This is a genomic window from Paenibacillus sp. NRS-1781, from assembly GCF_050467745.1.
GTDB lineage: Bacteria > Bacillota > Bacilli > Paenibacillales > Paenibacillaceae > Paenibacillus > Paenibacillus terrae_A.
Map to the genome: position 1 here is coordinate 41,664 of NZ_JBITPI010000015.1, position 15,438 is coordinate 57,101.

Here is a 15,438-nt window from a genome sequence, read left to right on the forward strand (position 1 = left end):
CCTCATTATTAAATGTGAACACTCTTTTGTTGCAGCTTTGCTTCTTTTTTGAGCTGTCTTTTCAATTTCCGTTCTTTACCCTTTTGTATCCTATTATCCAAGATAACGTAGACTACCGGAATAAGAATCAATGTAATAACAGCTGCGAAGGATAACCCGAATACAACAACAACTGCCATCGGCGCTTGTGACTCGTTACCACTGCCTGTAGCAAATGCCATTGGGAGCAAAGCCAGTACAGTCGCCAGCGTTGTCATCAAAATCGGACGCAACCGCTCAGACGCTCCATGAATAATAGCTTCATCCCGATCTTGTCCTTCATTTCGGAGCTGAATGATGAAATCAATCATGACGATAGCGTTATTGACAACCAGGCCGACGAGCATAATGTAACCGGTTAGAGCCGACACACTAAGACTAGATCCTGTTACAACCAAACCAATAAGCACACCTATTAAAGTAGGTGGAATCGAGAACATAATAACAAACGGCGTAAGCAAGGATTCAAACTGCCCTGCCATGACCATATAAATCAGCACTACAGATAGCAATATAGCTACTGCCAGATTTGTAAAGGACTCCATCATTTGCTCATTTTGTCCGCCACCCGTATCTGCACTGTATCCATCAGGGAAGTGAGTACCTTGTAGAAGAACATCTATTTTTTGATTAACTGAACGAATGTCTCCTGTTCCGTCTATGTCAGCAGTAATCTGTACTTGACGTGTTTGATTCTCGCGTGTAATAGTCTCGGGAACCTCACGCTTATCAATACTGGCCACTGATGACAAAGGCACATCAATCCCTTGTGCAGTTGTAATCCGCAATGTTTGCAGATAAGCCAGATCATGGCGATACTCATTCGGCAACGATATCTTCACATCAATCTGGTCTTCTCCGGTACGATAGCTTGTAGCAACCGAGCCGTTAAAGGAGGTACTCACAACAGACAAAATTTGAGATGCTGACAAACCATATCGGCTGGCAAGCTCTCGATTAATCGTAATCTCATATTCTTCACGAGTAGCATTCAACGTACTCTTAACATTCACCGCTCCCGGAATATTCTTAACCTCAGCCACGAGATTATCCGAAAGCTCCCGCAACACTTCTATATCATCGCCCCTCAGGTTGATGTTTACGGCTGCTCCACTTGATAGCCCGGAAGAAGCTTGAATAATGATTTCTGCGTCGGGAATATCCACAATTTTTTGACGCAGAGCATTTACCACTTCATCAGTAGGCCGTGCCCTATCATCCTTCAGTGTAACACTAATGTTTGCAGCATTAGCAGAAGATGAGCCAGATACGCCCGTTGCTCCGCCTCCAGATCCTATATTTACTATCATTTTTTCAAGTTCAGGAATCTTTAAAATTTCCTTTTCAATTCCTTCAGTAACTTTTTGTGTTTCTTCCAATTTGGTTCCATTAGGCATCGTTACAGTGACGGAAAACTCCCCTTGGTCAGATTCAGGGATAAATTCCGTTTTAACCATAGGAACCAAAGCTGCTGCAGCTACAAACATAAGCAAAGTAGCTGTCAAAACACTTTTACGATGGTTAATCCCCCATTTGAGAATATGGCGATATCCGCCCCTCAATTTTTCAAAACCGATATTGAACCAGATAATCGGGTTAATTCCTTTATAAGTACCCGAAGAATATATGGACTCATCTGGAACAGTAGGCAACCAACGTGAACTAAGCATGGGTACAATCATAAGTGAGATTAGCAGCGCAGCAATATGAGAGAAAATTACGGTCAAGGCTAACGGCTTAAACAGTACGCCCGCAATTCCATCTACAAATACAATCGGTAAAAACACTACGATTTGTGCAAGTGCAGAGGCCATGACCGCATTCCCCACTTGTTTGGAACCATCAATAGCGCCCTGTAGCATGCTTTTGCCTTCATGTCGTTGTCTAAAAATATTCTCGATAATAACGACGGCAAAGTCAACAAAGGACCCTAGACCCAGTAGCAAACCACTCAATGAAATAATATTAATGGTTTGTCCAGTGAAATACATCATCATAAATGTGGCTATAAAAGAGATTGGAATTACGATTGTTGCAATAATTGTGGAACGTGCGCTATTAAGGAATAACATTAAAACGATAGCTGCGATAATAAGTCCTAGCACAGCATGCTCTAATAATGAGTGAACAGAGTCGCTAATCATTACGGAAGCGTCAGTGACCAAATCAAGTTGAGTACCCGCAGGCAAATCCTTACGGATTGCATCCAAATTGTCCTTCACCGAATTAGCAATGGAAAGTGTATTCCCTCCCGTAGCCTTTGTAAGAGAGATATTAATACTTGGCTTACCATTGTATGTAGAAATGGTTGTAACATCCTCTAAAGAATCTTCAATGGTTGCAACATCCTTTAATTTCACACTGCCTTTGCCCACAGTGATCGGAGTCTCTCCCATTTCCGAAACAGCCTGATATTCACCTTGAACCCTGATTTGAATCTCCGTATTACCACGATCAACAGAACCTGCAGAGCCGGACACATTATTAGCTGCTAGCGCCTGGTTAATCTGATCTAAGGTAATACCATAACTTTGCAGCTTGGCTTGATCAACAGTAATCCGAACCAAACGTTCTTGTCCCCCAGTCACACCGACTGAAGCAACTCCTGAGATTCTTTCGAGATGTGGTTCAATGATATCCTCTGCAATAGACTTTAATTGGTTAACATCTTGTTCACCAGTAAATGCGAGTGTAATAACCGGAGTTGCATTAATATCCAACTTCAGAACACGTGGTGCATTCGCACTTTTAGGAAGTGAACCCCTTACAGAATCCAATTTGTCACGCATATCCAATGTAGCCTGATTAAGGTCTACTCCCCAGTTAAACTGAATCATAACCATGGAAGTTCCTTCGGAGGACTGTGACGTGACCGTGTCTACATCCTGAATGGACGATAGACCTTTTTCAATAGGCTTAGTAACCAATTCCTCAACTTCTGTCGGTGTCGAATTTGGAATACTGGTCACTACCAAAGCAATAGGCAGCTTCATATCCGGCATCTGCTCAACAGGAAGTCTTAACGCAAAAATACCGCCCCCGATCAACAAAGTAACAATTAACATAAATACTGTTACAGGACGGCGTATTGAAAACTGAGACATCTCATCACTCCCCACTCACTTCTTTGTCTAATATTTAAGCACACTAATCCTCTACTACGATGAAATAGACGTAAAGTTTCAAATAAGTGTACAAAAAGAACATATAAGCAAATAATAAACACATTTTGAGATAAGTACTTAAAAAAAAGTAGTTAATTTAAATGCATTTATGGTAGTTCAAAAACAAAAACGCTATAAACTTACCTATCAGTTATCTGCTCATTGTTATTATGGCATAGGCCCTTAATCCCAGTCAAATAGCTGATTTTCAAAAAACATCCCTCTCATGTATATGAAAGGGAATTCCATTTTCGCATGGAGGGATGTTCAATAAATTCAGTTTTTTAAGGATCTAGATTTTAGGAAGCAACTTTTTATCAGCCATAACTTTAGCTATGATAACGGCTGCATCTCCACGCAAGGTCAGAGATGTAGGATTAAACATATATCCTTTTTTCAGATCACTAGCATCAACAGGTGAACCTGTGATAAAGCCCTTCTTGGCAATCGCAAGCACAGATGCTTGTGCATAGTAATCAATCTTGTCTGCATCTTTAAAGGTTTTAGACAGGTTCTTCATGATCTTGTCATGATCTGTCTCCAGCTTCAAATTCAATGCCTTGGCAATAATGACCGCTACATCCTGACGTGTAATTACATCTTCCGGCATAAAGATTCTTGGTTGCGAACCTTTTACAATACCGGCACGTGCGGCTGTTTCAATATAACGATAATCATAGAGGGCATCTGCCGATATCGTATTTGGAATAGAGACGTCATCAAAATGCTTCGCACCGCTAAAATTAAGAGGAATTTGCAGACCTTTGACAATCATAGACGTGAATTCGCCTCTTTTAATGTAGCTGTCAGGTCCAAAGCTATTAATTGGATCCATTGGGTTCATGACACCCTTAGCCAGAATGGACTCAATGTAATCTCTGGCGTACTTGTGTTTAATGACATCACTATACGTTTCTCCAACCTTAGCTACAACATAGTAGCCGAAACGATCAAACGGTACTTTAATGGTATGTTTCTTCGGATCTACCACACCACCAATGTTCTGCCAATCTTTAAGATCCGAATCAAAATAGAACACTGTCATTTGTTTCCCTGCATCCTGCGCGATACTGCTATCATACGTCAAGGTTAATGTTGCACGCTTGGATGGTACTAATTCATTAGAAGGATCACGCCAGTAGAAGTTTTTGATCTTACTACTGTCATTTTGCGACTTATTAGCCAGTTGATAAGGATCGGCACCATAAGTTACCGGATCGTAAGCATCCGTTTTGATATCATCTGCTGTACCTGGGTCAATCCAGAATACCGGGCTTGACTTGGTAAAACGAGTTGGGAAGTCTCTGCTGAAGTATCTACTTCCATCTGCAATCAAGCTCCGCATATCTGACAATGCTTTTTCAGTTTCAAATTCATGCCGGTCTACCACACCGTCTTCGCTATTTGCTATCGCAAAGTACAATGTATGACCAGAGAAAACCTGATTTTTGAATTGCTGCGGTTGATCATAATCCCGACGAATCAGACTAGTTCCCTTAGCAAAAGCAAGTGTAAGATTACCATCAAACACTTTGTGCGATGTTTTCATCGCTTCCATGTATTGCTCACCAGGAATATTGGTAGGCACATATTTAACCGTAATGGTCTGTTTCAGTTTATCTTTACCTTTTGTAACCACTACGTCAATTTTATTATCTTTGTTGGCCTTTAGACCGGTGACGATGGCTTTGTAGGTTGAAGGGTAATCAACAGTGCCATCATAATCAGAATCGAATCCCTCTTGAACTGCTGTTTCCTTACCTACCATAACACTATCTGCATTACCTACGTTCACAACCACTTGCACAAAGTTTTGATTCACGATTCTCTTTTCAGGAAGCGGACGCAAAATATCAAAAGATGTGGATTGACCAGAAACTTGCAGTCGGAACGTTGCAAATGGTCCGCTCTTGCCACTGTTGTACAAGGTAATGTTATAGGCTACTGGTGTTCCATCTTGCGGAACAGTTTGGTTTTTCAACACAAAGCTGAAATACTTTTTGTCCGGATGATAGTACACGAGCAGGTCTTTTAAATCTTTATTTGTAAATTTATCTGTAATAGAACCAGAGTTGTATGTTGTCTTAGCATCTTCGGCTGAGTAAAACTCATTATTCAGCGTCCAATTAACCTCGCTGTCGTCCGATCCTTTAATTTCCAAAATGTATTGGTCTTTATTGGAAATATCACTTAGCGAACCATTGACCTGATCCGCTTTACCCAAATCAGCAATACTGAATGTACCAAATACATTGATATTTTTCAGGGATGTATTGTAATTGGTATCATCCACTTTAGTGAAATTAGCATCTTTTGTTTTCGGTGCAATTTCGCTATATTTCGGAGCACTGCTCAAGCCACTAACAGGTGTAAAAGGAATAATCCCCTGTGTGTTTGCAACTGGAATTACTGGAATATTGGTCTGTGTAAAGTTTACTTTTACCGTATTGCTATATTCAATACCTGGCTTGTACACAAATTTGATTTCATTATTCCCGCTTGCCAGTGCGTTGGCTGCGGCTGGTTCCGAGGAAGAAGCAAGTTTAAAGTCCGCCCCTGAGCCATCTAGATCAACCAATACATTATTAATATACAGGAATACATTACGGTTACTTCCAGTGTAATGAATATCTGCTATGTTGCTCACATCAAGCAGTTTACCTTTAAAGTAGCCCAATTGAGTCAGCTTATAGGTATTCAGGTTTGAACTGGAGGTATTTAACGGAATTTGTTGTCCGTCATAAATCGTATCATACTTCATGAATGGACCCTGCAACAGATTCACCGTGGCTTTAATTAACTTGGTCGAGTCACCATTCAGGTAAAAATTCAGTACGTTCTGTCCTTCTTTAGGCAAAGTGTCTACATAAGCGATGATTTTCTTCACTTGTGTTGGCTTGCCATTGATTGTCCGAATCACATCTTGAGGTGATCCTACAGTATGAACCGTTACTCCAGAAAGCTCACTGATTGAAGAAGGTGCACCGTTAACAACGATGAACTCCATACCTACAGGAACAGATGGAGCATCTGTAGTCTTGTTCTTCATAGAGCTTCCAGTTAACTTCATAGCTTCATCTATGGCAGTTGCCTGATCAGACCCGCTACCATTAATTCTGTTCAACAATTGATTGTTAAAATCAGGAAGATAATTTACATCATCAATATACGGCTGAGTGCTGCTGCGCAATGTAAATTGGACAGCAGATGGAGCAGGCGGGGTACTGGTATCACTATAAGTTAGACCCAAGGATACTCTGGTCAAATGATCCACCACAACCCCTGAAGGTACAGTCACCTGAAATGGATATACCTTATAGCCATTGGATGTAACCACATTAGCAGTATCAATCGTGGCATCAATCCCACTAGCACTACCCACAGCACTGCCATTGTTACTGACATCTGTAAACCTTGCATTAATTGTAGCCACTCCCGGATCAGATGCACCGCCTGGAACCAAAACCTTACCCTTCAAAACAACTCCACTCGTAGATGATACGGTAAAGTCAGGCGAAGTGGTCAGATCGGCCGACACATTCCCATCCATGTTCAGGTTCAAATCGGAAAATTCAGGTTTGCCCGTATAGATTGTAATTTCACGCGTAACCGTTAGAGCCTGAGTTCCGTTACCCACTTTAAGAGTCACTATATTTTTACCCGGACTAAGTACAACACTTCCTGTTAGTTTATAACCGGTATAAGAGTTAACAGTATACGTATTACTGCTTTTTGCAGACGTGAGGGTTACGCTATCAGCATTAGGCGCTATACCTTGAATGATCACTTTAACGTCATCCGTACCGTTATTACCCGCGTCTGTGAGCACAGCTGTTTGGTTCTCTACTAACTGTTCAGTTTTACCGTTCAGCGTAGCAGACAGATCATAAACCTTTGGTCCATCCTGGTACTCTACGTAAATAGAATCCTTCATATCCGCCGAGTTTTGGCTGCTTTGGAATGTGATTCGGTTCAAACCAGGAAACAGTTTAATGTCTGAAATTTTAAGAGTGGAGCCAGTGACCGTGATTCCGCCTTTTTGGCTCTCGTTTTTATTTACCACGTTAAGCGTCGTTCCATTTTTGGAGAGTTGGAATACACTATATGAAATTGTGCTTCCGTTCACTCCATTAATCGTTCCGTTAACTGTGATACGGTCGGTGTTTACCGATCTGGCTGAATCCACGTCGTATTTTTCATTTGGAAAAATAAAATAAGTTCCTGTCGCAGCATGAGCCGTGCCTACCAGGGCCGCCGGCACCAAGCCAATGATGAGACCAACCGTCAGCAACATAGATAGCAATCGTTTCAAATCATTGTCCTCCTTAGATTCTGTCGCACCTTGGGGCACGTAATCATTCAATACCTTTTTTATCGGCAGCAAACATACAAAAAATTAGTAAATACGCAAAAAAGGAGGGAGTTTTTTCTTAGTGAAGAACAAAAAAGCCCTCAAACCCGCGGTATACCGCCAAGCTTGAAGGCTTACTTTTAAAATAAAAAATTATAATTTCGAACGAGTCTGAGAATCTGGCTTAGCCAGCAACCGAATCAAGGTGTTAATCACCGGACGTTTGGTTTTACCAACAAGTCCAATAACCTCGGCGCCAATCTGCAAGAAGAACATCATAATACATATCACGACAAAGATAACCCAGTTCGCTTCATTAAGCGCAGCATATGATTGAATCACGGCTAATACACCGAAAAATGCAGCAATAGCGTAAATGATCAATACGGTCTGTCTGTGGCTAAAGCCCAATTCACGCAGGCAGTGATGTAAATGACCTTTGTCTGGTGAAAAAATCGGTTTCTTCTGCAACTTGCGACGAATGATTGCAAAGAATGTATCTGACAAAGGTACGCCGATAATGATCAATGGCGTAATAAACGATACAATAGCGATCTGTTTGAATCCAAGCATCGACAGCATCGCCAGACAGAAGCCCAAAAATAGAGATCCTGTATCACCCATAAATATTTTTGCAGGGTGAAAGTTAAAAAACAGAAATCCGACAATGCTGCCCAGCAGCACCAGACAAAGCATAGCAACCATATAGTTGCCCATCAGAAGAGACATTACAAAAATCGTTCCGATTGCGATTCCCGAAACACCAGCAGCCAGTCCATCCAGACCATCAATCAAATTGATGGCATTCGTTACACCTACAATCCAGAAAATCGTAAGCGGGATGGAGATCCAGCTTTCCAAAGAAGAGTATGCATCCTGAAAAGGCACATTCACAAAATCAACACGAATATCAAAAGCAAATACAACCATACACGCAACGGCAATTTGAGCCATAAATTTCAATTTTGCATTAAGATCAAAACGATCATCGAGAGCACCAATCAGTGTAATCAGCGTTCCGCCAATCAAAAAGGCTGCGATAAAGTTAATATCCCTTGAGGACAGCATTCCTTCAGGCACAAAAGGTAAAATCGCCAATAAGGACAAAAGAACTGCCAGGAAGATCCCCAGACCGCCAAGACGCGGCATAATTCGGGTATGTACCTTTCGGGCATTCGGCACATCGACGGCTCCAACCTTCACAGCAAATTTCTTGACGAGTGGTGTCAATAACAGCGCAAGTCCCAGTGCCATGATGAAACCAATAATATAGATCAATAGCATTTGATCATTCGACCCCCAATTTTAAAGCAATCCCTTTTCAGATGTAACCGCATTGAATTATACTCTGATCGAAAATAAATACCAAGCTTCATATTCTGGCAAATTAGCGGGTTTTGAAGGCAGATTCAAGCTATTTATCACACTTTTGTGACGTTTTCTTTTTCACGCATCACTTTCATGGCGAATTTCGGCAGCGCAAGCATTCTTTTGTAGCGACTTGGCTCTTTCAGTAGCCTATACAGCCACTCAGCTCTGAACTTTTGGAACAATTTAGGAGCGCGTTTAGCTTTACCTGATATGACATCGAAGCTACCGCCCACTCCCATCATCACGGGAACACCTAATTGTTCTTTAAATTTACCAATCCAGGGCTCCTGTGTGTCCGCTCCACGTGCTACAAACAGCAAATCGGGATTTGCTTCACGAATAGCTGCAATCACTGCTTCATCCTCTTCCGGTCCAAAAAATCCGTCACGCTTGCCGCAAACCGTAATTCCGGGATAAAGCTCATGTACCCGTTGTGCAGTCGCTTGAATCACTTCGGATGTCGATCCGAGCAAATAAACCTTCCAATGATAGTTTTCTCCAGCTCCAAGTAATTCATGTAACAAATCAAAACCCGCCACACGTTCTGGTACTGGATGCCCTACATAATTCGCGGCCCAAACCACGCCAGTCCCATCCGGGACGATGAGCTCCGCCTGCTTCATCACGGACATGTACATTGGATTTTCCAATGCAGCCATAACCATAATTGGATTAGCAGTAATTACTTGATGCGGACATCGAGACTCTACCGCTTGGATCAATACGTTTAATGTATCTTTCATATTAAGCCTTGATACCGGAACACCGAAAATCGGGACGGTTGGCACATTCGTAACCTTATTAACTGTCACTGTATCCATCATCCTTTGCGACACAAGTAATTAATGATATGCTGTGCCGGTAAGCGAGCCTCGCTTTTTAACAAAGCAATTGCCGCTCCCTGGCTCTCGATCCATTGACTCCGCTGATCCAGCAATCGTATAGCCTCATTAGCCAGCTTTTGACCATCCAGCGCTTCTGTGGTGCCTACAGGCTGGCTACCGACGCGGCCGAGAAAATGGTCAATTTTCGGATCATAGGATATCCCCAACGGGGGCACATGATGGGATGCTGCATAAATCAAGCTGTGCAATCTCATCCCGATCATCAAACTGCAACGGCTGACTTCCAGCAGCATCTGCTGAGGATCGGTAACCTGCTCACACATGCTGACACGGCTGCCTGTTTCCCTAACATCCCCTAACAATTCCATTACCATCCTAGAAGCCTGCTCATCGTCTGGCAGATGGAAAGGAAAAAAGCGCAAATGTACACGGCGTCCAGCAGCTAATTTCTTCAAACCATCTGCAATCGCGGTTAATTCACGACGCTCCTTGTCCCAATAACGTACGGACACACCAACGATCGGAAGTTCATTTCCCCCTTCGACAGCCGCTCCCTGTAAACCTTCAGAATGGGAGGGCAATGGAAGCCCCATTACGGGATCGGGAACAACCTCGACAGCAGGGCGTTTTAATTTCATGGTACCCAGTAACGCCGCAGACTGTTCATCTCTTACAGATACATATTCGCAGCGCTGAAACACAGACCGGATCATAGGGTAAAATATCTTCCGTTGTACCGGACCAATGCCTTGAGCATACACAAACGTCGGCTTTCCGGCCCACTGAGCCAGCTTGAGAATCGCCAGATAATAAGGAATGCTTTTGGGACTTGTTGCGTCCTGAAGCAAACTTCCGCCGCCGCTGATTAATCCGTCACTGTTTTTAATCGCTCTCCGAACTTCTCCCAGACTCATACGTGGTACGGCTTCTACTCCGTACATCTTCTGCGTCCAATCGGGGTCCGAAGACAGCACAACAGGCTTAACCGTAATACCCGCCTGACGGCTTTCCTCCTCTAATGCTGTCAAAATCGACTTGAGCACTGCCTCGTCTCCACTATTGCGAAAGCCGTAATAACCCGAGATTATTATCGTTTGAACGGTGGTGACCATTTCTTCCAACATCCTTCCAGCACTTGCCACACGACAATTGCAATAATTCCCAGAATCAGACCAAATCCCAATCCTAGCAGCCCACGACTAAGCGAGAGGGCCGCTGGCGAATGAATGTGAGCAAAGGTATCGACCATAGAAGCTTGACCAATAGCAGCGATAATCAGCAAATAGATCGCTTGGCGATATTTCAACGCAAGGAATGCACCTGCAATAAACAGTGGGTGTGCCATCAAGAATTCCTTATTACGTGGACGCACACCAAATGCATTCTCAAGGAAATTTCGGAAAACCAGCTCTGTGTTAGACACGGTACCCGCATTTCCGGTACGACTCAAATAGTACACTCCTGCGGCTCCAATAACAGCCAGTACGATGACCCATAGTGCGGTAATCGGCGTGCGCAGCAGCTTTGAGATTTCTTCGCGTATAGAGACACCCCGATAAAAGAAAATATATACTGCCGCCAAAAAAATCGGCATAATGTGAAGCAAGCTTACGCCTCTAAACTGGTTCAGCACAAGGCTGTAAGCAATACTATTCAATAACGCAATAATAAACGGTACAGCAGCCAACGACAAGACTGCTGTCTGGACGTACAATACAAGTGCTTGAACGAGACGACGACCTACTGAAAGCTCAGACTCCTGTTCACGTTTGATTCTAATCGTACGTACAGCAATAACCATTGCAACTGTGGGTCCGCTAATCGCTGCAAGTAGTGCCAAGCCCTGCTCCATCAAGCTGGAGTTCAGAACGTAAAGACCTGCTGATCCAACCAGTCCCAATCCAAATGCTAGCAAGGTCAATGCTGGAACAAAATACGACACCATAATGGAGAAGAAAGCCAGTGCCCCCAGTACAACCACCAATTTCAGATAACGCTGGTACGACGAATCAACCACTTGAAATGGTTCAGCCTGTCCCAGCTCAAATCCCTTTTTCTCCATCCGTTGAACAGCATTACCCGGCTTGTCCAAACTATGGATCAAGTTATCTACAGAATCCTTCACTTTGGCCTCAGCCACACTGCGGGTCGGAGCTGTATTAAGATAAAGCATGCGAATGTTGCGATCCTTGGTCGCCAATGCAAAACGATCAGCCAACGTCTCCACATCAAGCGTTGAATCTTTGTCGCTCAGTGAGTACAGGCGCACAACGTTATATTTTATAGCGTAAGCCAGCTTGTTGAAGCCTGCCTGCGGTTTTTTCAAGTTTTCAATAGCGGCCAGGCCAATATTGTATTTGTTCAGTAATTGAGCGAATGCCGCCAGACTGTGTTCTTTCTCATTATCTGTAAACCCCTTGACAGAATCTCCTTCAAACAAAATGCGTTTTACGCCATTCTCCTGAAAAGAAGCCAACGTCTCTTCCGTCAATTCCTGATTGTAAGGAAGACTGTCGCTCATCCGAGGAACGATAAAAAATCCTTTACTCCGAAGTTGTTTCATGGCAATCGGATCAGGCTGCATGGGTTTGAGATACGCATCCTCTGGAGAAGTTTCTACTACGAGCCCTTCATGACCCTGATAAGTCCATGGTTTTACGTTAATGTCCAGACTGTTAAAAGTACGTTCAATTAACGGCCTCAATGCCGCAGCGTTTTCCTGATCAGTGAAAACAACGTACGTAAAATTTTCGTTGGCGGGTGATACCCGTTTTTCCATATCAGAGATGTTCTGAGTCGTATAGGTTACAACATGGCCTGCTTTACGGAAATCATCCAGCGTGCTTTCATACATTGCCATACTGTTCACACCGGCCTGTTTTAAGCGGTCAAGCTGCTCATTCAGGTAATCCTGCGGGTGAGCCTGATACGAAGCTGCCTCTGTCAAATCCCGATAGTCGAATATGATCTCTACTTTTTTACTTGATGCTTCTGTCTGCAGACGATCGGCAATTACAGGAATGGAAGCCAGCAAGCCAAGTGCAACCAGAATCCATAACCATTTTCGAGAAGCCGTATTCCAATACTGCCATTTCTGATACACCAAAGAACCTCCTTAATATTCGGAATTTTTCAAAATCCAACGCTGCTCACCTTACCCTTACTCAGTTGTTGGCAGGCCACTCATTGGATTTTGCAAAATCCTCCGTCACCGGAATAAGCTTATTTTCCCAAAGCCTCTTCCAGTTTATTCTACAACACAGAAATGACCCCCACGGCGTACTGCCCTTTGCCGTGAGAGGTCACCGATTTCTTAGTTCGTATCCAATTACCTTACCCTATTCTATTATAAATGGATTTAGCTCAAGCGTCTACGCGTGCCATAACAGCTTCCACCAGACGGCTGATTCTTTGCTCAGCATCTGCCAGAGAGGAACCTCGTACGGCAAAATATACTTTAATCTTCGGCTCGGTACCGGAAGGACGCAAGCAGAACCACGAACCGTCTTCCAGTAAGAACTTAAGCACATTCTCTTGCGGAAGTCCGTCCAAACCCTGTGAGTAATCCAGCACTTTTTCCACCTTCACACCTGCAATTTCCAGAGGAGGGGTAGTACGCCAATCCGTCATTTTGCCTTGAATCTGCGCTACTCCATTCTTGCCCTTGAGTGTGCGGGACTCCAGCTTCTCCAGAAAGTAACCAAACTGCTCGTACAGCTCCTCTAGAACATCATACAGCGTCTTGCCTTGGGTACTGTAATAAGCAGCCACTTCAGCGATCAGCATAGCCGCCAAGACCGCATCCTTGTCACGGGCATAATTACCTGCCAAATATCCGTAGCTCTCCTCATAGCCAAACAGGTAGGTATAATCGCCTGTTTGGTCAAACTGATTCATTTTCTCACCAATGTACTTGAAGCCCGTAAGCGTGTTAAATACGGTTGCTCCAAAATGCTCAGCAATCACTGCGCCCATTTCACTCGTTACGATGGTTTTAATGACCGCTCCGTTACTTGGAAGCTTACCCGTTTCTTTTAGCTGGTTCAATAAATAGTAGACCATGATCGCGCCAGACTGATTACCGGACAATACTACATACTCGCCGTCACGGTTTTTCACAACCGCTCCCATGCGATCTGCATCCGGGTCTGTACCGATCAACAAGTCCGCACCAATCTTTTCACCCAGCGCAATCGCCAGCTTGAAGGCATCGCGTTCTTCCGGGTTTGGTGATTTAACAGTGGAAAATTCAGCATCTGGCTGTTCCTGTTCAGGCACAATATGAACCTGCTCAAACCCGATTTTCTCCAGCACGCGGCGAATCGGTACGTTGCCTGAGCCATGAAGAGGTGTAAAAACAACCTTGAAGTTTTTGCCCGGCCCCGCTGCAATCAGCTCACGATTAACACTCACACTGGCTACCGTATCCACAAACGCTTCATCTTCTTGCTCTCCGAGCCAAACCAGCAAGCCCTGGGCCTCTGCTTCTTCACGTGTCAGACGGTGAATATCAGCAAAAGAAGGAACCTCATGGATGTAACCGATAACCTGCTCGGCCTGATCAGGAACAAGCTGACCACCTTCATCGTTGTATACCTTGTATCCATTATATTCAGGAGGGTTATGGCTTGCTGTTACGACAATCCCACCACTGGCTCCCAAATGTCGTACGCTAAAAGAAAGCTGTGGCGTTGGACGCAAGGACGGGAACAGCTTGGCAACGATGCCGTTGCCTGCCAGCACCAAAGCCGCATCCAAAGCAAACTCTGGCGAGAAATGACGCGAGTCATGCGCGATTACAACCGAAGGCTTCCCTTCTTTCCCCGCATGCTGCTCCAAAATATAACGAGCCAGTCCCTGAGTCGCACGTCCAATGACGTAACGATTCATCCGGTTGCTACCCGCCCCGATCACTCCGCGCAGACCACCTGTGCCGAATTCCAGCTCTTTGTAAAAGCGATCCTCCAACTCCTGCTCGTTGCCTTCCAATGCGCGCAACTCCTGTTTGGTTTCTTCATCAATATAAGGGTCATGCAGCCAGCTCTCAATGCTTTCCAATGCTTTTTTACTCAACTGCGTCATGCCAATTTCCCCTCTCCGTTTTTGGTTGGTCAAGACAGGATTTCTATGTACACATGCACTCGGTTCAGACGTCGTGCTTATGTCAGCGGAGCTTGCTTATTGGGGAGGATCGGACAATGCAAACAGAATCTCGCCCTCAGCTACTACTGTATCACCTACCTTAGCCGTAGCCTTCCCTTTGCCGAATGCTCCTTTGGAACGGGTTATTTCCACTTCAAGCGTCAGCGTATCCCCAGGAACCACCTGTCCGCGAAAACGGAAGCCATCCAGCCCTGCCAAGAAACCAATTTTCCCGCGATTGCTTTCCAGATGCAGCAGTGCGAATGCACCTACCTGAGCCAAGGCTTCGGTAATCAGCACACCCGGCATAACAGGATAACCCGGAAAATGTCCAATGAAATGAGGCTCATTCACTGTTACATTTTTAATACCTACTGCTCTTTTCCCTTCCTCCAGCTCTATAATGCGGTCCACCAACAAAAACGGCGGCCGATGCGGGATAATCTCCTGAATTTGATTAACATCCAATTGCAATTTGTCCATTACTTTAATAACTCCTCTCGCTTGCAGGGTTCAGGCTCTTAAC

8 protein-coding genes are annotated in these 15,438 nt (G+C 44.1%); all 8 read right to left on the bottom strand.

The features are described 5' to 3' along the window. Nucleotides 1–8: 8 nt before the first annotated feature. The gene (locus tag ACIFO6_RS04815) at nt 9–3,143 is read right to left on the bottom strand and encodes an efflux RND transporter permease subunit (RefSeq protein WP_430038622.1); all 3,135 of its coding nucleotides are present in this window, start codon (nt 3,141–3,143) and stop codon (nt 9–11) included. A gap of 352 nt (nt 3,144–3,495) precedes the next feature. Further along, a complete protein-coding gene (locus ACIFO6_RS04820; RefSeq protein ID WP_430038624.1) occupies nt 3,496–7,515 on the bottom strand; it encodes an S-layer homology domain-containing protein in 4,020 nt (1,339 codons plus the stop codon). A gap of 192 nt (nt 7,516–7,707) precedes the next feature. Continuing rightward, on the bottom strand, nt 7,708–8,838 hold the full coding sequence (locus ACIFO6_RS04825) for an MraY family glycosyltransferase (protein ID WP_430038626.1): 1,131 nt from the start codon (nt 8,836–8,838) through the stop codon (nt 7,708–7,710). 137 nt (nt 8,839–8,975) lie between these two features. Continuing rightward, nucleotides 8,976–9,737, bottom strand: coding sequence for a WecB/TagA/CpsF family glycosyltransferase (locus tag ACIFO6_RS04830; protein WP_430038628.1), 762 nt, complete (start codon nt 9,735–9,737; stop codon nt 8,976–8,978). A gap of 8 nt (nt 9,738–9,745) precedes the next feature. Further along, nucleotides 9,746–10,882 (bottom strand): polysaccharide pyruvyl transferase CsaB, encoded by a 1,137-nt coding sequence (gene csaB, locus ACIFO6_RS04835; protein ID WP_430039052.1) that lies wholly within the window; start codon nt 10,880–10,882, stop codon nt 9,746–9,748. Continuing rightward, entirely contained in the window at nt 10,858–12,873 is a 2,016-nt protein-coding gene (locus tag ACIFO6_RS04840) for a DUF5693 family protein (protein ID WP_430038629.1), read from the bottom strand. The genes csaB and ACIFO6_RS04840 overlap by 25 nt, the downstream gene beginning before the upstream one ends. Before the next feature lie 260 nt (nt 12,874–13,133). After that, entirely contained in the window at nt 13,134–14,852 is a 1,719-nt protein-coding gene (locus ACIFO6_RS04845) for a phospho-sugar mutase (protein WP_430038631.1), read from the bottom strand. 96 nt (nt 14,853–14,948) lie between these two features. Further along, entirely contained in the window at nt 14,949–15,395 is a 447-nt protein-coding gene (gene fabZ / locus ACIFO6_RS04850; protein WP_430038633.1) for a 3-hydroxyacyl-ACP dehydratase FabZ, read from the bottom strand. Nucleotides 15,396–15,438 lie beyond the last annotated feature (43 nt).

Bases quoted from the DNA above. Each gene is read 5' to 3' on its own strand.
- ACIFO6_RS04815 (WP_430038622.1), bottom strand. From the start codon at position 3,143: ATGTCTCAGTTTTCAATACGCCGTCCTGTAACAGTATTTATGTTAATT.
- ACIFO6_RS04825 (WP_430038626.1), bottom strand. From the start codon at position 8,838: ATGCTATTGATCTATATTATTGGTTTCATCATGGCACTGGGACTTGCG.
- csaB (WP_430039052.1), bottom strand. From the start codon at position 10,882: ATGGTCACCACCGTTCAAACGATAATAATCTCGGGTTATTACGGCTTT.
- ACIFO6_RS04845 (WP_430038631.1), bottom strand. From the start codon at position 14,852: ATGACGCAGTTGAGTAAAAAAGCATTGGAAAGCATTGAGAGCTGGCTG.
- fabZ (WP_430038633.1), bottom strand. From the start codon at position 15,395: ATGGACAAATTGCAATTGGATGTTAATCAAATTCAGGAGATTATCCCG.